The following is a 20,147-nucleotide window of genomic DNA, read 5'->3' on the forward strand; positions in this document are numbered from 1 at the left end:
CGCCGACAAAGCAACTGTCCACATACTTATACACAGGTGTGGACAGGATGATGGTAAACGAGCCGCAGCCTGTCGGCGACGGCCCACGATCTCCGCGCTGATGACAACTGCAAGTCGCCTAGACAGCTAGTTGATCCGCCATCCTCGCTTTGTCGTCGAGCGCCGCTCCACTCTGAAACGGCATTGCCCGAAGCTAACAGTTTTCCGTGCGGCTGCCAACCGTTCTGCTGCATTCCAATCGGCCTCTTTAGGGTCATTTGGGGCCTGGCTGTTGCTCGTTGCCCTATGGTGCCGCAAGCACGTCTTCGAGAACTCGGGTTTTCATCGATGTTGTGAGTTGGGTCCGTTGGGGGAAACCAAGTTTGACCCAGCGAAGCCGCGTCAGTACCCTCAAAACGTCGCCCGAAAGTCGGCGATACGGCTGCGACCCGGACAACACCCGGGGACCGCGCCGGCCAGCAGCAAGCCCCACCTCCGATCGACTCGCGGACGAATGCGGTCGGATGGTTCGAAGACGAGGAGAACGCCGTGGCCAAGGGCAAGCGGACCTTCCAGCCGAATAACCGGCGCCGAGCCCGCGTGCATGGCTTCCGCTTGCGGATGCGCACCCGTGCCGGGCGCTCGATCGTCTCCAGCCGGCGCCGTAAGGGCCGCCGCGCGTTAACTGCCTGATCGCAACGCCGGGCTTTTCAGCGGTGCTTCCCGCACGCAACCGCATGAGGCGGTCAACGGAGTTTGACGCCGCGGTGAAGTACGGGGTGCGCTCGGCGCAGCCCGACGTGGTCGTGCATGTGCGGCGCGCTCCCGAAGACGGGACGGGTCCGCGGGTCGGGCTGATCGTCGCCAAAACGGTCGGATCGGCCGTTGACCGTCATCGGGTGGCGCGGCGGCTACGCCATGTCGCCCGAAGCATGCTGGAAGATCTCCACCCATCCGACCGGGTCGTCATCCGGGCATTGCCGAGCAGCCGCCAGGTGTCGTCGGCACGGCTGGAGCAACAGCTGCGCCGCGGCTTGCGGCGCGCTTTCGCCTCGACGGGAACCGACCGATGAGCCGACCGGCGCGGTCACGCGGGGCGGCCGGCGCCGTGGTGCGCGGACTGATTTTCCTGATCCAGCTACACCGGCACATGGTGTCGCCGCTGCGGCCGGCGACGTGTCGTTTCATACCAACCTGCAGTCAGTACGCCGTGGAGGCGCTGACCGAATACGGCTTGATCCGGGGGAGCTGGCTGTCCGCGGCCAGGCTCGCCAGATGCGGACCATGGCATCGGGGAGGATGGGATCCGATACCGGATCGACACGCATGCCGGGCGAGCTTCGAAAGCGCCGGCGCCGCGGGGGACCCCGCGCCGGAGCAACGGGAGAGTGAATCTTTTGTTTGATTTCTTCAGCCTCGACATCATCTACTACCCGGTGTCGTGGATCATGTGGGCCTGGTACAAGTTGTTCGCGGCGGTGCTCGGGCCGTCGAACTTCTTCGCCTGGTCTCTGTCGGTGATGTTCCTCGTGTTCACCTTGCGGGCCTTGCTGTACAAGCCGTTCGTGCGCCAGATCCGGACCACCCGGCAGATGCAGGAACTGCAGCCGCAGATCAAGGCGCTGCAAAAGAAGTACTCCAAAGACCGCCAGCGGATGGCGCTCGAGATGCAGAAGCTGCAACGCGAGCACGGCTTCAACCCGGTCCTCGGCTGCCTGCCCATGCTCGCGCAGATCCCGGTGTTCCTCGGCCTGTATCACGTGCTGCGGTCGTTCAACCGGACGACCGGAGGCTTCGGCCAGCCTCATCTGTCGGTGGCCCAGAACCGGGCGACGGGCAACTATTGCTTCAGCCCGGCCGACGTGGCTCACTTCCTGGACGCAAACCTCTTCGGTGCGCCGATCGGCGCGTTCATGACCCAACGAACCGGGTTGGACGCCTTCACCCACTTCAGCCGCCCCGCGGTGATCGCGGTGGGTACCCCGGTGATGATCCTGGCCGGCGTCGCGACCTACTTCAACAGCCGCGCGTCAGTGGCCCGGCAGAGCCCGGAGGCCGCCGCCAACCCGCAGACCGCGATGATGAACAAGCTGGCGCTGTACGTGTTTCCGCTGGGCGTCGTCGTCGGCGGACCGTTCCTTCCCCTCGCGATCATCCTGTACTGGTTCGCGAACAACATCTGGACGTTCGGGCAGCAGCACTATGTGTTCGGCATGATCGAAAAAGAGGACGAGGCGAAACGGCAGGAAGCCGTTCAGCGCCGGGCGGCCAACGCACCCGCGCCGGGAGCCAAACCGAAGCGCAGCCCGAAGACGACGACGGCGAGCGACGACGGCTCGTCGACACGGAAGGACGACGGCGCGGAGCCGGATTCGGGGGGATCCACTGCCGCCGAGGCCGAAACGGCAACCGCGCAACCGGACAAGCCGAATCCGGCGGCCCGCAACACTGGGCCGAGCAACCGCACCCCGCGACCCGGGGCGCGACCGAAGAGGCGGAAACGCTGACGCGACGTCACAGCTTAAGGGGGACCCCGGGCGAATGACCCGGACTGGGCGGGAACCCATGGATGAGGGAGAGAGAACGACATGACAGACGCCGAAACGACCGAACGCGACGTTGACGCAGAACCCGACACGCAAGCGCCGGCCCCTGAGGACGAGGCGACGGCCGAACCGGGCGTCGAGCAAGCCGACGACCTGGAGGAGCGACTGGTCGCCGAGGGGGAGATCGCCGGCGATTATCTCGAGGAGCTGTTGGACCTGCTGGACTTCGACGGCGACATCGATCTGGACGTCGAGGGCGACCGCGCCGTCGTGAGCATCGACGGCAGCAACGACTTGAACAAGTTGGTCGGCCGCGGGGGCGAGGTGCTGGATGCGCTGCAGGAGCTGACCCGGCTCGCGGTGCACCAGAAGACCGGTGTACGGAGTCGGCTGATGCTCGACATCGCGAGCTGGCGGCGCCGGCGGCGCGAGGAGCTCGCCGCGCTCGGCGACAAGGTGGCGCGGCGGGTGCTGAACACCGGTGAGCGCGAGGAGCTTTCCCCGATGACACCGTTCGAGCGCAAGATCGTCCACGACGCCGTCGCGGCGGTCGCCGGGGTGCACAGCGAGAGCGAGGGGCAGGAGCCGTCGCGGCGGGTCGTGGTCCTGCTCGACTAGCGTGTCAAAGTCACAGCCGTGTAATTCGTGGACGGACCGAACAGCTACTGGGATCGGGGATGTTTCACGTGAAACAAGAACCTGAGATGTTTCACGTGAAACATGGGGGGAGGGGGGAGGCGGCCGTAGCCAATCGCCCCGCGCCGAGCGACCCCGGACCCCTGACAGACGCCGCCACGGCAGTCTTCGGCCCACGGATGGAGGCCGCGCGACGGTACGCGGAATTGCTTGCCGGTCCCGCGGTGGAGCGCGGGCTCCTCGGGCCCCGGGAGGTTGGCCGGCTGTGGGATCGCCACCTCTTGAATAGTGCGGTGGTGGGCGAGCTCCTCGATCCGGGCGAGCGGGTGATCGACATCGGCAGTGGGGCGGGGCTCCCGGGGATACCGCTGGCGATCGCGCGGCCCGACCTCGAGGTGGTGCTGCTGGAGCCGCTGCTGCGGCGGAGCGAGTTTCTCACCGAGGCGGTGGCCGAACTAGGGTTGGCGGTCGAGGTGGTGCGCGGCCGCGCGGAGGAGCCTTGGGTGCGCGATCGGTTCGGCGCCCGGGACGCCGCGGTGTCGCGAGCGGTCGCGCCGCTGGACAAGTTGACGAAGTGGAGCATGCGGTTGCTACGGCCGGACGGGCGGATGGTCGCCATCAAAGGGGAGCGCGCTCCCGAGGAAGTAGAAACGTACCGGCGTGTGATGGCGGCATCGGGCGCCGTTGATGTCAGGGTGGTCACATGTGGCGCGAACTTGTTGCGTCCGCCCTCAACCGTGGTGTTGGCGCGTCGCGGAAAGCGGTCGCGTCAAAAACCGGCGCATATGGCAGACAGGGAGACACCGTGAGTTCTCCACCCGATTGGTCCGGCGGATCGCCGCCATCGACGAGCGTGGCTGGCGCGCCGGCGTCGATCGCGCCCACCGAGACGGCGTTGCCGGGCGACGAGACGCTCGGCGCAGCCCATGTTTCACGTGAAACATCGGACGAATTCGACACACCGATCGGCGCCGCGGCCGAGCGTGCCATGCGGATCCTGCACACGACCTACCCGCCGCTGCGGCGCCCGACCCACCGGCGGCTGTTCACCGTCGCCAACCAAAAGGGCGGCGTCGGCAAGACCACCACTGCGGTCAATCTCGCCGCCGCACTGGCCGTGCAGGGACTCAAAACCCTCGTCATCGATCTCGATCCCCAGGGCAACGCGAGCACGGCCCTGGGCATCCATGACCGGCAAGCGGGCACCCCGTCGTCCTACGAAGTCCTCATCGGCGAGGTGTCGCTGCAGGATGCGTTGCGGTCCAGCCCGCACAGTTCCCGGCTGTTTTGCATACCGGCGACCATCGACCTGGCCGGCGCCGAGATCGAATTGGTCAGCATGGTCGCGCGTGAGAACCGCCTACGCACCGCCCTCGCCGAGCTCGACCAGTTCGACTTCGACTACGTCTTCATCGACTGCCCGCCGTCGCTCGGGCTGCTGACAATCAACGCGCTCGTGGCCGCGCCGGAGGTGATGATCCCAATCCAGTGCGAGTACTACGCGCTGGAGGGCGTGTCACAACTGATGCGCAACATCGAGATGGTGAAGGCCCACCTCAACCCGCAGCTGGACGTCACCACCGTGGTGCTCACCATGTACGACGGCCGGACCAAGCTGGCCGACCAGGTGGCCGAAGAGGTACGCCGCTACTTCGGGGCCAAGGTGTTGCGCACGGTGATTCCGCGCAGCGTCAAAGTTTCGGAGGCGCCCGGTTACAGCATGACGATCATCGACTACGACCCCGGTTCCCGGGGCGCGATGAGTTATCTCGACGCAAGTCGCGAACTCGCCGAACGCGATTGACACGATCCGTGAAGGGACGACGATGACGCAGCCGTTACGCAAGAAGGGCGGCCTCGGCCGGGGCCTGGCTTCACTGATCCCCACCGGTCCGGCGGAGGGCGACTCCGGTCCGGCGACGCTGGGCCCGCGGATGGGAGATGCGGCCGCCGATGTGCTGATCGGCGGACCGGCGCAGGACGCCGCGTCGGTGGGCGCGGTCTACCGCGAGATCGCGCCGGCCGACATCGAACGCAACCCGCGCCAGCCCCGGCAGGTCTTCGACGAGGAGGCGCTCTCCGAGCTGGTGCACTCCATTCGCGAGTTCGGGCTGCTGCAGCCGATCGTGGTCCGGGCGGCGAACGGAACGCCGGGCGGCGCGCGGTATCAGATCGTGATGGGGGAGCGGCGTTGGCGCGCCGCCCAGGAGGCGGGCCTGGCCACCATCCCGGCCATCGTGCGCGAAACCGGTGACGACAACTTGCTGCGCGACGCCCTGCTCGAGAACATCCACCGGGTACAGCTGAACCCGTTGGAAGAAGCGGCGGCGTACCAGCAATTGCTCGACGAATTCGACGTCACCCACGACGAACTGGCGTCCCGCATCGGCCGGTCGCGGCCGCTGATCACCAACATGATCCGGCTGTTGAAGCTGCCGATCGCGGTGCAGCGGCGGGTCGCGGCGGGCGTCCTGTCCGCGGGTCACGCCCGAGCGCTCCTGTCCCTGGAGGCCGGACCGGAGGCACAGGAGGAATTGGCCGGCCGGATCGTCGCCGAGGGTCTGTCGGTGCGGGCCACCGAGGAGGCGGTCACCCTGGCCAACCGCGGTGACGCGGCCACCCCGGCGCCCCCGCGCCGCAAGCCGATCCAGATGCCCGGTCTGCAGGATGTTGCTGATCGGCTGTCGAATACCTTTGATACCCGGGTGACGGTCAGCCTGGGCAAACGGAAGGGACGGATCGTGGTCGAGTTCGGTTCAGTGGAAGACCTTCAGCGGATCATCGACGTGATGGCCCCGCCCACGGCATGACCGTCCACACGGTGTAATTACGTCACTGTGACACCTCGCCGGTACCGAGGGCCCAAATGCGCCACCCCCGACACCGCATCGTGACCGACTCGTTATGCGGCTCAACGTCTTTCGCGATTTCGCCGGCCGCGCCGCGGTGTGCGGGCCGTTTCGTCCCGCCGCTTCAAGTGGTGCTCCAAACACTGGTCGGAGGGCGACCAACTCTCCTATCCTGGAGGGGTTGCGGGTGGGCCCGACTTGAAGGCCGCAGTACCGGAGGGAAGCCAGGAGGCTAGTGTCTGCTCGAATCACGCCCCTGCGGCTCGAGGCTTTCGAGCAGCTTCCCAAGCACGCCCGTCGCTGCGTGTTCTGGGAGGTGGACCCCGCGACCCTCGGTAACCAGGACCACCTCGCCGACCCCGAATTCGAAAAAGAAGCCTGGCTGTCGATGGTGATGCTGGAGTGGGGCTCATGCGGTCAGGTCGCGACGGCGATCCCGGACGAGCGCAGCCACGCTGAGCCGCCGTGCCTGGGGTACGTCCTCTACGCGCCGCCACGGGCGGTGCCCCGGGCGCAGCGGTTTCCCACGGCGCCGGTCTCCGCCGATGCCGTGCTGTTGACGTCGATGAACATCGAGCCGGGGCAGGCCTCCGATGATCTGCCGCACGGGCTGATCGCCCGGGTGATCGACGAGCTGGTCCGGCGCGGGGTTCGGGCACTGGAGGCCTTCGGCCGCACACCGGCGGCCGCCGAGTTACAGGACCCGCGGGCGGTGGATCCCGATGTCCGGCCGGTGCTCGAGGCCCTTGGCGACTGCTCGGTCGACCACTGCATCATCGACGCGGAGTTCTTGAAGGACGTGGGATTCGTTGTGGTGGCGCCACATCGGTACTTCCCGCGGCTGAGGCTGGAGTTGGACAAGGGCCTGGGCTGGAAGGCCGAAGTCGAGGCGGCGCTGGAGCGCCTCCTGTCGAGTGCCCAGTTGCAGGAGCCGGTCGGGGCGGGTTCGTCTATTGCATCAAATTCGCTGCAGGCCGGCCAAACTGATTAGGAACCGCCCAGCCGGGATGCCCGTTCCACCGACAACTCGTGAGCCAGCAGTTCGGCGAAGGTGAATGTGCCAGTGGGCCGGTCGTTCTTGCCGAGCAGGTAGAGCCGCTTGACCGCCGCGAGGATGCCCTCGGCGATGGCGTCCCGGGTCTGCGTCGAGATCAGCATCGCCCGGTCACGCGGGTTGGTGATGTAGCCGACGTCGACTTGAACAGTCGGCATCCGGGTCAGGCGCAGCAGGTCCCACGTTCGGCCATGCGTGCGGCAATCCCGTAAACCGGTGCGAGCCACCACTTCTCGCTGAATGAAGTCGGCGAGGTTGCGACCGATGGTCGACACCGAACCGTGCGAGTTGCCGAAGTGAAAGGACGCCACGCCATTGGCCGACGGGCTGCCCTGGGATTCGCAGCGGAGGCTGATCATGAGGTCCGCGCCGACGTTGTTGGCCGTCGCGGCGCGTTCGGGGTCCGAGGGGCTGCGATTGGTCGGCCGGGACAAAAACGTCTCCATGCCGATCGCGGTCATCCGGCCCTCGAGCCGGCTCGCCAAGTCCCACAACACATCCGCTTCGCTCACCGGTCCCGCCGGCCCCTGCAGGATCAGCCCACGGTCCGCACCGCCGCGGCCCGGATCGATGATGATGCGCTTGCCCGACAGTTTGGGGCCGGACCGCCGGACCAGCTCCTCCTCGCGGATGGCGTGCGGTGAGCCGCCGGTGACACGTGAGCTCAGGAAGTACAAGGAACGCAAGGTTTCCGGGCCGCAGATGCCATCGGCGGAGAGCCCATACTCGCGCTGGTAGGACATCAAGGCGTTGTGGGTCTGCAAGCCGAAGTGGCCGTCGACCAGGCCGGTGTAGAAGCCGAGATCCTGCAGCCGCGCCTGCAGGGTTGCCACGTCGTCGCCGTAGAGCGGAGCACCGAATTGGTGATACAGCGTGCGCGCGCCGAGCCGATACGAGGCCTCCTTCAACGCGCGGTAGGTGGCCTCGCCGACAATGCCGTCCACCAGCAGTCCGCGATTCTGCTGGAAAGCGCGCACCGCCTGATCGAGCTCGGCGTCGAAGACCTCGAGGGCCACCTGCCGGCCGGTGGTCATGTCTTCGTCGGGATTGTCCAGCATCCCCAGCGCGGCCAGCGTAGCCCGGATCTCGGTCACGGCAGCGCTGCGGTCACCACAGCGCAGCGCCTCGCCGTCTTCACGGCGCGGACTCGGCATACCAAGGGCCCTCCGGGACAAGGCTGAACACGGGCAACAGCTAGCCGTTATTGTCGCAGACGCTTCTCAATTTTCGGAAAACCCCAGGCTAAGCGCGGGGCGCGGCGTGGCGAGCCAGATTGCGCCTCAGGTGAGGTTCGGAACCGCGTCGGAGAGCTCGCGCAGCAGCGCCGCCTTGCCCTTGGCCCCGACGATTCGCTTCACCGGTTGGCCGTCTTTGAACAGGATGAGGGTGGGGATCGAAACCACCTGGAAGTCGCGGGCGGTTTCCGGGTTGGCATCCACGTCGAGCTTGGCGACGGTGAGCTGACCGGCTCGCTCGCTGGCGATCTCCTCGAGTACCGGCGCGACCATTTTGCACGGGCCGCACCACGTCGCCCAAAAGTCAACCAGCACAGGCTTATTGCTTGACAACACCTCCGTTGAAAACGATGCGTCAGAGACTTCTATTGGGGTGCCGGTTTTTTCGGGGTCGGTCATCGTGGTGCTCCAATCAATGTGTCGGTACCCTCGGCGGTTCCGGTTGCTGCGCCGTCCTCGGGCGCGTCGAACTCGTGCTCGGCCAGCCAACGCTCGGCATCGATGGCTGCCGCGCAGCCACTGCCCGCGGCGGTGACCGCTTGCCGGTAGGTGCGGTCGACCAGGTCGCCGGCGGCGAACACACCGTCCAGCGAGGTGCTCGTAGTGCGCCCTTGCACGAGGACGTAGCCCTCGGGATCGACGTCGACGACATCGCGTACCAGCTCCGAGCGAGGTTCGTGACCGATCGCCACGAAGACACCGGTCACCGGGAGGCTCGATTCTTCGCCAGTTACGTTGTCGCGCAAGCGTAATCCCGTCACCGTCGTGTCGCCCTCGACGGCAAGCACGGCGGCGTTGGTGACGAACTTGATCTTGTCGTGGTTGCGGGCGCGGTTGAGCATGATCTTGGAAGCCCGGAACTCGTCGCGCCGGTGCACCAGCGTCACGCTGCTGGCGAATCGCGTCAGGAAAAGCGCTTCCTCCATCGCCGAGTCGCCGCCCCCGATGACCGCGATGTCCTGATCGCGGAAGAAGAACCCGTCGCAGGTGGCACACGAGCTCACCCCGCGCCCCAACAACTCCTGTTCGCCGGGGACCTGCAGGTAGCGCGCCGCAGCGCCCATGGCCAGGATCACGGCCCGGGCCCGATGGGTCTCGCCGTCGGCGGTGACGACGGACTTGACCGGACCCGTCAGCGAGACCGATTCGATGTCTTCCATCCGCAGGTCGGCGCCGAAGCGCAGCGCCTGCTCACGCATCTCGTCCATCAACTCAGGGCCGGTGATGCCGTTGCGGAAGCCGGGGTAGTTTTCCACCTCGGTGGTCGTCATCAGCGCGCCGCCGAAAGAGGTGCCCTCGAAAACGAGGGGCGCAAGCTGCGCGCGGGCCGTGTAGAGGGCCGCTGTGTACCCGGCGGGACCGGAACCGATGATGATGACGTCGTGGACAGTGTCCTGAGTGTCGGCAGCGGGGGTATCGGCAGTCATTCGAGCCTTTCAGGTGCGGAAGCTACGTCTACGAACGCCAGCGTAGGCGCGGGTGTTCCCGGGTGCTGAGCACCACACTAAGTGTGATGGTGGCGACCGCTGCGCCCGGCTACGCCGCTGTCCCGCTGTTACCCCGCGCTTGCGATCGCCGCTGGGTCCGGTGGCGGCGACCCGCTGCGCCCGGCTACGCCGCGCTTGCGATCGCCGCTAAGGGCGCGGGACCTGCGTGTTGGCCAGCAACCCCGTATCGGCGGCGCTGCAATTGGGCGCCACCGCGAAGACCGCGAGGTTGTCGGGCGTGTCGCCGGGCAACACCAGCAGCACGCCGGGGCGGGCATTGATGTCGACCGGCCGCGCGCCCAGCACCCGCGTGGATGCCGGGTAGCCCAGCCCGCTGAGGCAGGACGCGCGGCGCGACGGGTCGCCGAGCAGACCGTAATCGGGACTCTGGTTCAGCAGGCCCACGATCTCGGCCTGCGACAGGGGAATGACCATCGGCGGCGTCGACACCGTGATGTGCTCAGCGGTGGCCGGCGTGCTGGGGGTGGGTTCGGGCGCGTTGATCAGCGCCGCGGTGCCCACCCCGATCGCCGCGAGCACCGCACCCACGCCGGCCACGCCGGCGGCCAGCCGTGCGGGGCGGATGTGCGGCCGCGCCGAGTGCGCGACACCGCCGTGCGGTGGGCTTTCGTCCGACGTCAGCGCGGCCGCGATCCGGGCGGTGACCTCCGGGGGCACGTCGGGGGCAGACTTCGGGTCGGCGCCCAGCGTGGCCACGTCGCAGCGCACCTGGTTGAGGGCGCGCAGGATGCGCTCCGCGTCCGGGTCTTCGCGCACCCGTCTGCGCACGTGGGCCGCGGAATCGTCGTCGAGCAGGCCGGCCTGCAGGTCGGCCAGAAGCTCGACCGTCAGAGGCGGCTGCGCGGCTTCGTCGTCGGGTTCACCCATCCGCCCCAGTGTCCGTCATGCGCCGCTTGACGGCCATGGGTGCGGCTCGGTCAGGACCGGCGTCGAGGTAGCCGAGCAGCCCGGCGAGGCGGACCCGGGCGCGGGAACAGCGGCTCTTGACGGTGCCCTCGGCGACGCCCAGGAGCGCGGCGGTGTCGGCGACCGAGTAGCCCTGCATGTCGACGGCCACCACCGCCGCCCGTTGCTCGACGGGCAGGCGCATCAAGGCCCGGTGCACCACGATGGCCGTCTCGACCTGCGCCGTGCGATCGGCGACCGGATAGACGTCCTCCAGCGGGGCGGTCGGGTGGGCCTTGGCGCGGCGCAGCCGGTCCAGGCAGGCGTTGACGACGATGCGGTGCAGCCAGCTGCCGACCGCCGCGTCGTGCCGGAAGGAACCCGCGCCGCGGTGCGCCGAGAGCATCGCGTCCTGCAACGCGTCTTCGGCATCCTCGCGGGTGCGGGTGGTGAGCCGGGCCAGGCGGTGCAGTTGCCGTTGGTGGCGGTGGAACAGCTCGCCGAAGGCGTGGCGGTCGCCGGCGACGTGGGCTGCCAGCAGCTCGGCGTCACTGCGTTCGCCCTGGCTGTTCCCCCCGAGACCCACGGCCGGACAGTAACCAATCGGGGGTCGCGTAGCACTTCACCAACGCGGGGGTCTGTGGGCTCCCAAGATCTTCGTCAGGACGCCGCCTGGACCGTGATCTCCGAAAAGCCGGCCTGGCTCTTGCCGTCGGTGGTTCCGAGGGTGGAGATCCACACCAGCAGGTTCGATGTCGGCGCGCCGGACCTGACCGGTATGACGTTGTGACCGGGCTTGAGTGTGAAGGCCGGAGCCAGCACCGTGGTGTCTTCGAGCCGCGCCGGCGACGCCGTGGACGCCGAGCGAATCTCGACCTTGGTGCCGGTGCTGGGTGTGTCGATGGTGACCTGGCCGACCACGGTGGGCTTCGGCAGCTGCAGGATCAGCCCTTCGCCCTGCTTGAAGCTGGGGAATGGGACGGCGTCGGTGTAGACCTCGGTCGCCCAGGCGGTGGAGGGGTCGCCGTCGATGGCCTGCCCGGCCGTACCCGGGTTGTCGGGATCGCCGTCGGGGGAGAAGACGCTCGCCTTCGTGGGTTTGACGACGCTGCCGGCCGCCGCGGAACTGGGGCCCGCGGAATTGGAGGCCGACGCCGACGACGACGGCCCGTTCAGCCCCAGCTCGTCTTTGTTGAGCCCGCCGACATTGCCGAAGATCTTGCTCACCACCGATGCCAGCACCAGCAGGGCCACCACGATGACGGCGAGGGCGGCGCCGACGCCGATCAGCACGTTGCGGCGCCGGCGGGCGAAGTTCGCATAGTCGCGGCCGGCGGACGTCCGGGTGGCGGGTGGTGGCGGCGAATCGTCGATCGGTCCGAGCACCTCGGTGCGATCGGCCACCGCCGTCGCTTGCTGCAGCAAGTTCAAAAGCGTTGAGGCGCTGCGTATCCCGCCCTCCTCTTGGACGGCCCGAACGGCGACGGCGGATATCTGGAAGGGGATGTCGCGGTCGATGACCATGGGTTCGACGGGATTGCCCGCGGAATCCCGCTCGGCCGATGCCAGGCCGCTTCGCACCCCGGACTCCGGCAGTGGCCACCGGTTGACCAGGAGGGCGTAGAGCGCGGCGCCGATCCCGCGGATGTCGTCTTGCGGGTTGGCGTCGGGCATGGTCGCGGGGTAGGCCAGCACGACGTCGCCGTCGATGCTGACGCGCACCCGGTTGGGGTGGTCGATCGACAGGGCGACGCCGGCGCGGTGGGCCGCGTCGGCGGCGGCGGCCAGCGACTGCATCGCGCGGACCGCGCCGATGGGCGACGGCGAGGTGTCGGCCACCTCCTGCAACGAACCGCCGCGGATCCACTCGGAGACGACCAGGCCGCCGGACCCGGTATGCACCACGTCGAGCACCCGGGCGATGCCGGGCTTGTCGATCCTGCTGAGCCGCAGCGTGCGGGACAGGATGTCTTGCAGAACCTCGTCGGGCAGCGCTCCGTCCGGATCGACGAAGGTCAGCGCCACCTGCCGATCCAGCGCGGTGTCGAGCGCCTGCCAAAACTGCAGCGGAGGGGCGCCGCCGTGGAAGACCAGCAGCCGATACCGGCCACTGGCGATGCGGGCGCCGGGGACGAGGTGGACGTCCTCCGGCGCCGATTCGCCGACCCGGTCGCGGGGCGCGTCGAATGGGGTGGGGCCGCGGGGGTTGTCGGCCGAGATATCGCCGTTGAGCCGGTCGGCGGGGCGGGGCGTCGACCGGGGTTCCGGCTCGCGCGGAATGTCGGGCTGGAAGTCGTCGGCGACGGGCCGCGTATTCTCGGCGCCTGACCCCAGGCCAGATCCAGCGCCGGATGCGCTCTCCACTGGGCGGTCGGTCACCTCCGGTCCTTTCGCTACGCGGGCGCTGGCAACCCGCTCCGGAGGCCTGCGCCGGATCGGCTCCTGGACCGCACTTACCCCCGGCGGGGACGAATTCCTCTGCTCAGGGTACGTGACGTGGCCGCGCTGAGACGATCCCTCGGGTGCAGTCGGTTTGCGGGCCGGTGGCTGCGCGATCCGATCGCCGCGAAGCCACGGAATGCGGCGCCGGACGGCACCGAGCGCCGCCTGCGCCTCGGGCACGCGCGCCCGGACCATGATCGTGGCCAAAATCGGCACCATGATGACCGCCAGCACCAACAGGCGCAGCAGGGAACCCGCGGCGCCGTGCGCCGTGAGCCGGCCCAGCCCCAGCAGCCGGTCGGCCACATGAGCGACCAAACCGGCCAGCATCGACGCGACGACCGTCACCAGGATCGTCCGCACCGCTTCGATGCCGATCAGGTGCCCGCCCTTGGGCAGCAACGCACGCCGTAACAGGTAGTAGCCGACGATCGCGCCGGCCAGGAAGCCGACCCCGTTGGCCAGGCCGAGGTACCCGGCCACCAGCTTCGGATCGTCGGTGAGGTGGGGCGCCAGCACCGAGCCGACGATCTTGACCGCCGTGATGACGAGGATGATCACGATCGGCGTCCAGGGCTGCTCGCGCGCGTAGAAAACGCGCAGCTGTAAGAGCACCAAGCCGTAGGGGATCAGCGTGAACGCCGACAACGTGATCGCGGCGCCCAGGTAGCCGGCGTCGACCCCGCCGAAATGCCCGTACGCGAACAGCGCGCTGCCGATCGCGGGCCCGCCGACGGTCATGAACGCAACAATCGGGATCAGCGTGATCAGTGTCAGCCGGGTGGCCAGCGACAGGTCTGCGAGCATGGCCTTGGTGTCGTCGGCCGCGGCGTTTCGGCTCAGCCGCGGCATCACCACGGTCAGCACAGTCACCCCGATCATGCCGAACGGCAGCATGAGGACCAGCCAGGTGTAGTTGTAGATCGCGGGGCCCGAGGCCGCCGCGGTGCTGGCGATCTGGTTGCCGATCACCAGGCCGAGCTGGCTGATCAGGACGTACAGCACCATCGCCGCGGCCATCGTGCCGAACCGCTTGAGGCGCTCGTCGATTCCCCACAGTGGCCGCAGGCTCACCCGCTGGCGCTTGAGCGCCACCAGCAGCACGCCGGTCTGCGCGAAGACTCCCAGGGTGGTGCCGATGCCGAGCACGAGGAGCTTGGCGTTGCCCATCCGCACGGGGTCGACCGAAAGCTCGCCGGGGACGGCCAGGTACACGCCCAGGGTGGCGAGCGCGACGACGTTGTTGACGACGGGCGCCCAGGCCGTCGGCCCGAACACGTTGCGGGTGTTCAGGATCGCCATGAACACCGAGGTCAGCCCGTAGGCCAGGACCTGTGGGAGCAGCAGGTAGGCGAACGCGGTGGTCAGCGGCTCGTTGACCTGCGGGGCGCGGCCCAGCATCAGCCGCACCAACAGCGGCGCGGCCGCCACCGACAGTGCCGTGGCGACCACCAGCAGCGCGGTCGTCAGCGTGACCAGCCGCCGCACGAACGCCTCGCCGCCGTCGGGGTCGCTTTGCTCGGCGCGGGCCAGCACCGGCACGAAGATCGCGGTGAACGTCGCCTCCAGCACGAGCGCCGCGACCAGGTTCGGCAGCTGATTGGCCACCGAAAAGGCGCTGGACAGGGCAGCGCCGAGAATGGCGGCCAGCACGACGATCCGCGCAAAGCCGGTGATGCGGCTGATTAGCGTCGCGAACGCCATCGCCCATGACCGGGATACCAGGGCGGCGTCGGACAGTTCGGGCCGTCGGCGCGCCAGCTCGGGCACCGGCGGAAGGGGTCCCGTGGGTGGACCCGGGCGGATCTGGCGTGCTGAGGGTGGCACGCGCTGCGGCTGCCGCGCTGCCTGTGCGTGGGTGTGCCGGGCCGCCGGGTTCATACGCGGTGTTGCTGATCGACGCGATCGTCGATGTCGTCGCGCAGGTCGGCGGGGCGGGAGTGGGGTGGATCCGGGCGGTCCAGGTCGGCGGGGTCGGGCTGGCCGCGGAAACGGTGCCATAGCCGGCGCCCGGCCAGCAGCACCAGCACCGCCGCGGCGCTGAGCGTGATCGCGAACAGCACCTTGCCGTAGGCATTCGAATGGACCGACAACCGGACGGGCTCGCCCAGCCGCATGCCGTCCGGGGTCCGCAGCGTCACATCGACCGCGACGCGCTGGGTGAAGTTCACCTCGATCGGCACCCGAAGGGGCAGGTACCCCGGCGGCAATTCGATCTGGCCGACGTCGGTGACCTTCATCCCGGGCGGCGCGTCGACCTGCAGCCGCACCCGGATCGGAACCGCCAGGCCGTTGTGCAGCGCCAGCGGCAGCGGGCTGTGCTCGGTGGCCAGGGTGTAGGAGCCGCCCGGGTTGACGATCGTGACGGCGCCGAACAGGTCGCTGATCGTCTTGCCGACCACCGCGAGGCGCTCTTGGGCCATCCCGTTGCGGGTATCGGGCGGTTGGGATTGGCTCAATGCGCGCAGCATGTCCTCGCGCAGCGGCGCGGTGTACTGGATGCCGGTCAGCCCCGTGCGCGCGTCGGTGCTCAACGCCGCGGTCAGGCCCCACAGCCGGCCGACCTGGCCGGCGATGGTGCCGGTCACGTCGTCGGTGAAGTGGCCATGCACGGATCCGCCGGACGCCGCCTGGGCCGGCTCGGTGCCGGCTTGTGTGGCCTGGCTGGCCTCGGCCATGACGGCCGGCAGCGGTCGGGGCACCGCCAACCCGGAATGGATGGTGGTGGCCAGCGCGGTGAGGATGACCTGCGCGTCATCGGCCTGCAGGTTCCAGGTCGCCGGCGGGACCAGGAGCTGGGTGCGCGGCGCGGCGTCGCTCTGCAGGGCGTGCCAGAAGATGGAGCCGAGCGCGTCCTGGCGGCGGGCGGTGTCCGAGTCGTGCGAGAGCCGAACGCTCAGCGAGGAGTCCAGGTAGGTGGGGACCTCGGGGCCGTTGCCAGCGCCGGCCAGTGCGGCCCCGACGGCCGGGTCGAAGGGCGCGACCACCACTTGCGGGGACAGCCGCCGGGGCGCGGTGTCGACGGTGGCGAGGGTGTCGCTCGCCAGATCCTGGGCGGACAGGTTACCGGCGGCGATCGCGACGGTGCTGTCGTTGCCGTTGAGAAGGCTGACCGCCCGGCCCGTCAACGGGCCGTCGGGCAGCAGCGTGACCCCGCGGAGGGAGGGGACGTCGAGGATGCGGTCGACGATGTCGCCGACGCTGGTGGTGGCAACCGCGCTCAGCCCGGGGTCGTTGGCGCGTTGCAGGGCGTCCAGGTCCGCCTGGGCGTAGGGCAGCGGCGCCACGCAGGTGTGGTGGGCCAGCGTGCGCAGCCGGTTCAACCACTCGGTCGCGGCTACCTGTCCGGTGCCCGGATGGGTGGGGGTGCCAGGTAGCTGGGCGGGGCCGTCGGGGGAATCGGACACCACGTAGCCGGCGGTCATCGCGTTGACGGTTACCAGCAGATCGGGGTCCACGGCCAGGCACAGCGCGTGGCTGACGGCGCCGTCCGGGTCGACGTCGTGGCTGGTGGCGACCTCGGCCGACGACAACAGGATGTCGAGCCTGCCGCCGGGGGCCAGCGAGGTGGCCAGGTCGTCGTCGACCAACCGGACCGGGATGGTGCCGCCGGGCACGCCGGGGGCCAGCCGCGGCCGGTCGGCCAGCGGCCACAGCATGGTGATCCACACGGGTTTGGAGGTGTCGGGCGCGACGGCGGAATTCACGTCGTCGGCGTGATCGGGCGGCACGCCGACCACCGGCAGCAGGAACCGCGCGTTGTCGAGCCGGGCGGGGGCGCCGTAATCGGGTGTCCCGTTCACGTTGACCAGGACGGGATAGATGCCGGGTTTTTCCATTCCCAGCGACGGCTTGGTCGCCGCGCGCAGCGGGGCCGACAGGGTGAAGCCGGCCTGTTGCCCGCGCTGCAGTTCGGGGGCGACCGTGAGGAAGTCGGCGGCCGGCTGGTACTGGTCGGTGCTGCCGTCCAGGGAGGTGCGCAGCGCCGCCGAGTCGGCGACCGCCGGGGCGTGCTCGAGCCGGACCATGACGTCGCGGACCGGGCGGTCACCGATGTTGGTGACCATGCCGGTGACGGTGACGATGGGCGGGCTCGTCGTGGTGACCACGTCCGGGGTCACCTGATCGATGCGGACACGGACGAACGGCGTGTCGCCCGGCTCACCCGCGGCCGCGCGCGGCGCGGGCCCGACGAGCACCGCAAAACCGGCCACGATGGCAACCACTGCGGCAAGGCGCAACGAGCCGGCCCAGCAGAGTCGCGGCGACGTCACGGCCCCGGCCCGTGACCGTTCTTCCGGCCCGCGACGCGCTTTTCAGAATGCCGGGTGCGCGAATGCGTCTGGGGGCGCCGCCGGGGCGTGCTGGGGGGCAGCGACGGGAGCGCATCCGGGCCGTCGCTCTGCAGCTTGTCGATCAGCTCGTGTGCCACCTGGGCCAGTCGCCGCTCGTCGGCGTAGGCCAGCCGGGACGGCAGTTCGTGGATCGGCACCCACGCCACCTCGGCCACCTCGAGGTCCTCGTCGGACAGTTCGCCGCCCGAGAAGCGCATCAAATAATGATGCACCGTCTTGTGCACCCGGCGGCCGTCGGTGACGAACCAGTAGTCGATGCGTCCCAGCGCGGCCAGCACGTGGCCGCGGATACCCGTTTCCTCGGCGACCTCACGGATGGCGGTCTGTTCGGCGGTCTCGCCCACCTCGATGTGCCCCTTGGGCAGCGACCACAGCATCCGTCCGCGCCGGTCGACCCGGCCGATCAGCGCGGCGACCTGCGCGTCGCGCGGCCCGTCGATACCGTCGATGACCAGCCCCCCGGCCGAGGTTTCGTGCACGGTCTTCAGCCGATCCGGCACGCGGCGCGACGGGCGGGGCCGGCGCGGTTCGGTGGCCGTCGAGTCGCCGTTCGTGGGGGTGTCGTCGGGGTTGTCCGCCGCGCCGCCGCCCCCGCGACGCCGGCGCCGCCCCCGGCGTCGACGTGGTCTGGCTTGTTCGGCGTCCGACACCCAAGCGATAGTAGCTGGCACGGCTCCGCGTTCAGGACATACTCGCCGCTAGGCCGCCGCGCGACGGCAGCGTCGGTGTCAGCCGTGTCACCCGACTACGCTGATCGAACGTGCCTGACGCCGCCCAGGATGCCGAGCTGCTAACCGCCGCCGCGGTCGCCCTGAACAAGCACGCCCCCGTGCTGCGGGACCTCGGCTCCCTCTTCGAGGCCGCCGGGCACGAGTTGTACCTGGTCGGCGGTTCGGTGCGGGACGCCTTGCTGGGCCGGCTGAGTCCCGACTTGGACTTCGCCACCGATGCCCGCCCCGAGCAGGTTCAAGAGATGCTGCGGCGGTGGGCCGACGCGGTGTGGGAGACCGGGATCCGGTTCGGCACCGTCGGCGTCGGCAAGGGCGACTACCGCCTGGAGATCACCACGTTCCGCGCGGACGCCTACGACCAGGTGTCGCGCCATCCCGAGGTGCGTTTCGGCGAGCGCCTCGAGGACGATCTGGTGCGCCGCGATTTCACGGCCAACGCGATGGCCGTGCGCATCACCGCGACCGGCCCCGGTGAGTTCCTGGATCCGCTGGGCGGCCTGGCGGCGCTGCGCGAGCGGATGCTGGACACCCCGGCCGCGCCGCAAGTGTCCTTCGGCGACGACCCGCTGCGGATGCTGCGCGCCGCGCGGTTCGTGTCGCAGCTCGGCTTCACCGTCGCCCTGCGGGTGCGCGAGGCGATCGAGGAGATGGCGCCGCAACTGGCCCGGATCAGCGCCGAGCGGGTGGCCGCCGAACTGGACAAGATGCTGCTCGGCGACGACCCGCTTTCCGGCATCGACCTGCTGGTGGAGACCGGGATGGGGGAGGTGGTGCTGCCCGAGGTCGGGGGCATGCGGATGGCCATCGACGAGCACCACCAGCACAAGGACGTCTACCAGCATTCGCTGACGGTGCTGCGCCAGGCGATCGCGCTGGAAGACGACGGGCCCGATCTGGTGCTGCGCTGGGCAGCGCTGCTGCACGACATCGGCAAGCCCGCGACGCGGCGCCACGAGCCCGACGGCGGGGTTAGTTTTCACCACCACGAGGTGGTCGGCGCCAAGATGGCCCGCAAGCGGCTGCGGGCGCTGAAGTACTCCAAGCAGATGGTCGACGACATCTCGCAGCTGGTGTATCTGCATCTGCGGTTTCACGGCTACGGCGAAGGCAAGTGGACCGATTCCGCGGTGCGTCGCTACGTCACCGACGCGGGGCCGCTGTTGCCCCGGCTGCACAAGCTGGTGCGCGCGGACTGCACGACCCGCAACAAGCGGCGCGCCGCCCGCCTGCAGGCCAGCTACGACCGGCTGGAGGCGCGGATCGCCGAGCTGGCCGCCCAGGAGGATTTGGCGCGGGTGCGCCCCGATTTGGACGGCAACCAGATCATGGAGTTGCTCCGGATACCGGCGGGCCCGCAAGTCGGCGAGGCGTGGCGGTATCTCAAGGAGCTGCGGCTCGAGCGCGGGCCGATGACGACCGAGGAGGCGACCGCCGAGCTGCTGTCCTGGTGGCGTTCGCGCGGGAACGGGTAGCGGCGTTGAACCCGACTTGCCTCAATTTTGTGCGTATGTCAGTGGTGGTCTTGATGGGGGCGGGGTGTCGGGTCGGTGGTGGTCGGGCGTGATTATCACGATTCGGTGGCAGCGGGTAGCGCAAACGAAATCCGCTGTATGCCCCGACCCGTTGCTTCGATAGCTGCTGACCAACTTAGTTGGTGGTGGGTGGTGGTTGGGGTTGGAAGGGTTCGTACCACCACCAGTCGGCGCGTTCGCCGGTGGGTCCGGGGCAGGGCGGGACCGTGGGTGGGGGTTGGGTGGGTGGGCGCGCCAGTGATGCCGGGCTGAGGACTCGCCCGGCGCTGTCGGTGACGGTCAGAGCGGTCGCGGTTCCGGTGATGGTGATCAGGCCGCGGTGGTGTGCCCGGTGGTGATAGGGGCAGACCAGGACCAGGTTGGCTAATTCGGTGGCACCGCCGTCTTCCCAGTGC

The 20,147-nt window shown here is 69.1% G+C and carries 18 protein-coding genes and 1 pseudogene; 10 read left to right on the top strand and 9 right to left on the bottom strand.

Annotated features, from left to right (window positions below; all coding sequences use genetic code 11):
• Positions 1 to 528: 528 nt before the first annotated feature.
• The 9 genes from rpmH to VMD50_RS20490 all read left to right on the top strand — a co-directional run bounded on the left by rpmH (position 529) and on the right by VMD50_RS20490 (position 7,001).
• The gene (rpmH, locus tag VMD50_RS20450) at positions 529 to 672 is read left to right on the top strand and encodes a 50S ribosomal protein L34 (RefSeq protein WP_077100535.1); all 144 of its coding nucleotides are present in this window, start codon (positions 529 to 531) and stop codon (positions 670 to 672) included.
• Positions 673 to 695: 23 nt separating this feature from the next.
• On the top strand, positions 696 to 1,052 hold the full coding sequence (gene rnpA / locus VMD50_RS20455) for a ribonuclease P protein component (protein ID WP_325430148.1): 357 nt from the start codon (positions 696 to 698) through the stop codon (positions 1,050 to 1,052).
• Positions 1,049 to 1,384, top strand: a complete 336-nt coding sequence (yidD, locus tag VMD50_RS20460; protein ID WP_325430150.1) for a membrane protein insertion efficiency factor YidD — start codon at positions 1,049 to 1,051, stop codon at positions 1,382 to 1,384. Before rnpA ends, yidD begins: the two co-directional genes overlap by 4 nt.
• The gene (gene yidC, locus VMD50_RS20465) at positions 1,368 to 2,486 is read left to right on the top strand and encodes a membrane protein insertase YidC (RefSeq protein WP_325430152.1); all 1,119 of its coding nucleotides are present in this window, start codon (positions 1,368 to 1,370) and stop codon (positions 2,484 to 2,486) included. The genes yidD and yidC overlap by 17 nt, the downstream gene beginning before the upstream one ends.
• A gap of 81 nt (positions 2,487 to 2,567) precedes the next feature.
• On the top strand, positions 2,568 to 3,143 hold the full coding sequence (locus VMD50_RS20470; RefSeq protein ID WP_325430154.1) for a Jag family protein: 576 nt from the start codon (positions 2,568 to 2,570) through the stop codon (positions 3,141 to 3,143).
• A gap of 86 nt (positions 3,144 to 3,229) precedes the next feature.
• Positions 3,230 to 3,970 (top strand): 16S rRNA (guanine(527)-N(7))-methyltransferase RsmG, encoded by a 741-nt coding sequence (rsmG, locus tag VMD50_RS20475; RefSeq protein WP_414686131.1) that lies wholly within the window; start codon positions 3,230 to 3,232, stop codon positions 3,968 to 3,970.
• Positions 3,967 to 4,965 (top strand): ParA family protein, encoded by a 999-nt coding sequence (locus tag VMD50_RS20480; RefSeq protein ID WP_414686130.1) that lies wholly within the window; start codon positions 3,967 to 3,969, stop codon positions 4,963 to 4,965. Before rsmG ends, VMD50_RS20480 begins: the two co-directional genes overlap by 4 nt.
• Positions 4,966 to 4,987: 22 nt before the next feature.
• Positions 4,988 to 5,971, top strand: a complete 984-nt coding sequence (locus tag VMD50_RS20485) for a ParB/RepB/Spo0J family partition protein (protein ID WP_325430160.1) — start codon at positions 4,988 to 4,990, stop codon at positions 5,969 to 5,971.
• 274 nt (positions 5,972 to 6,245) lie between these two features.
• Complete coding sequence (locus VMD50_RS20490) at positions 6,246 to 7,001, top strand: acetyltransferase (protein ID WP_325430162.1); 756 nt, start codon at positions 6,246 to 6,248, stop codon at positions 6,999 to 7,001.
• Here the strand turns inward: VMD50_RS20490 and VMD50_RS20495 are convergent.
• The 8 genes from VMD50_RS20495 to VMD50_RS20530 form a co-directional block, all read right to left on the bottom strand.
• On the bottom strand, positions 6,998 to 8,218 hold the full coding sequence (locus tag VMD50_RS20495) for an N-acetylmuramoyl-L-alanine amidase (protein ID WP_325430164.1): 1,221 nt from the start codon (positions 8,216 to 8,218) through the stop codon (positions 6,998 to 7,000). The genes VMD50_RS20490 and VMD50_RS20495 overlap by 4 nt on opposite strands.
• 126 nt (positions 8,219 to 8,344) lie before the next feature.
• Positions 8,345 to 8,698 (bottom strand): thioredoxin, encoded by a 354-nt coding sequence (trxA, locus tag VMD50_RS20500; RefSeq protein ID WP_325430166.1) that lies wholly within the window; start codon positions 8,696 to 8,698, stop codon positions 8,345 to 8,347.
• Complete coding sequence (trxB, locus tag VMD50_RS20505; protein ID WP_325430168.1) at positions 8,695 to 9,726, bottom strand: thioredoxin-disulfide reductase; 1,032 nt, start codon at positions 9,724 to 9,726, stop codon at positions 8,695 to 8,697. Before trxB ends, trxA begins: the two co-directional genes overlap by 4 nt.
• A gap of 207 nt (positions 9,727 to 9,933) precedes the next feature.
• Positions 9,934 to 10,674, bottom strand: coding sequence for a hypothetical protein (locus VMD50_RS20510; RefSeq protein WP_325430170.1), 741 nt, complete (start codon positions 10,672 to 10,674; stop codon positions 9,934 to 9,936).
• Positions 10,667 to 11,278: an RNA polymerase sigma factor SigM gene (gene sigM / locus VMD50_RS20515; protein ID WP_325430172.1), complete on the bottom strand. Its 612-nt coding sequence runs from the start codon at positions 11,276 to 11,278 to the stop codon at positions 10,667 to 10,669. The genes VMD50_RS20510 and sigM overlap by 8 nt, the downstream gene beginning before the upstream one ends.
• A 74-nt stretch (positions 11,279 to 11,352) precedes the next feature.
• Positions 11,353 to 15,015, bottom strand: coding sequence for a lipid II flippase MurJ (locus tag VMD50_RS20520; protein WP_325430174.1), 3,663 nt, complete (start codon positions 15,013 to 15,015; stop codon positions 11,353 to 11,355).
• Positions 15,012 to 17,408 carry a hypothetical protein gene (locus VMD50_RS20525; protein ID WP_325430176.1) on the bottom strand — a complete coding sequence of 799 codons (2,397 nt, stop codon included), beginning with the start codon at positions 17,406 to 17,408 and terminating at the stop codon, positions 15,012 to 15,014. Before VMD50_RS20525 ends, VMD50_RS20520 begins: the two co-directional genes overlap by 4 nt.
• Positions 17,405 to 18,139, bottom strand: a complete 735-nt coding sequence (locus VMD50_RS20530) for an NUDIX hydrolase (RefSeq protein ID WP_325430178.1) — start codon at positions 18,137 to 18,139, stop codon at positions 17,405 to 17,407. The genes VMD50_RS20525 and VMD50_RS20530 overlap by 4 nt, the downstream gene beginning before the upstream one ends.
• Before the next feature lie 110 nt (positions 18,140 to 18,249).
• On the opposite strand from VMD50_RS20530, the gene VMD50_RS20535 reads away from it, so the two are divergent.
• Positions 18,250 to 19,692, top strand: a complete 1,443-nt coding sequence (locus VMD50_RS20535) for a CCA tRNA nucleotidyltransferase (RefSeq protein WP_325430180.1) — start codon at positions 18,250 to 18,252, stop codon at positions 19,690 to 19,692.
• Positions 19,693 to 19,867: 175 nt separating this feature from the next.
• Here the strand turns inward: VMD50_RS20535 and VMD50_RS20540 are convergent.
• Positions 19,868 to 20,147, bottom strand: a pseudogene (locus tag VMD50_RS20540) (HNH endonuclease signature motif containing protein); the annotation flags it as partial.

The sequence above is a fragment of the Mycobacterium sp. genome (genome assembly GCF_035506235.1).
In the GTDB taxonomy this organism is placed as follows: domain Bacteria; phylum Actinomycetota; class Actinomycetes; order Mycobacteriales; family Mycobacteriaceae; genus Mycobacterium.

What these genes read in the sequence shown, in the direction of transcription:
- trxB (WP_325430168.1), bottom strand. Translation starts at nt 9,726, where the DNA reads ATGACTGCCGATACCCCCGCTGCCGACACTCAGGACACTGTCCACGAC.
- VMD50_RS20485 (WP_325430160.1), top strand. Translation starts at nt 4,988, where the DNA reads ATGACGCAGCCGTTACGCAAGAAGGGCGGCCTCGGCCGGGGCCTGGCT.
- yidD (WP_325430150.1), top strand. Translation starts at nt 1,049, where the DNA reads ATGAGCCGACCGGCGCGGTCACGCGGGGCGGCCGGCGCCGTGGTGCGC.
- rsmG (WP_414686131.1), top strand. Translation starts at nt 3,230, where the DNA reads ATGTTTCACGTGAAACATGGGGGGAGGGGGGAGGCGGCCGTAGCCAAT.
- VMD50_RS20520 (WP_325430174.1), bottom strand. Translation starts at nt 15,015, where the DNA reads ATGAACCCGGCGGCCCGGCACACCCACGCACAGGCAGCGCGGCAGCCG.
- VMD50_RS20495 (WP_325430164.1), bottom strand. Translation starts at nt 8,218, where the DNA reads ATGCCGAGTCCGCGCCGTGAAGACGGCGAGGCGCTGCGCTGTGGTGAC.
- VMD50_RS20470 (WP_325430154.1), top strand. Translation starts at nt 2,568, where the DNA reads ATGACAGACGCCGAAACGACCGAACGCGACGTTGACGCAGAACCCGAC.
- VMD50_RS20510 (WP_325430170.1), bottom strand. Translation starts at nt 10,674, where the DNA reads ATGGGTGAACCCGACGACGAAGCCGCGCAGCCGCCTCTGACGGTCGAG.
- trxA (WP_325430166.1), bottom strand. Translation starts at nt 8,698, where the DNA reads ATGACCGACCCCGAAAAAACCGGCACCCCAATAGAAGTCTCTGACGCA.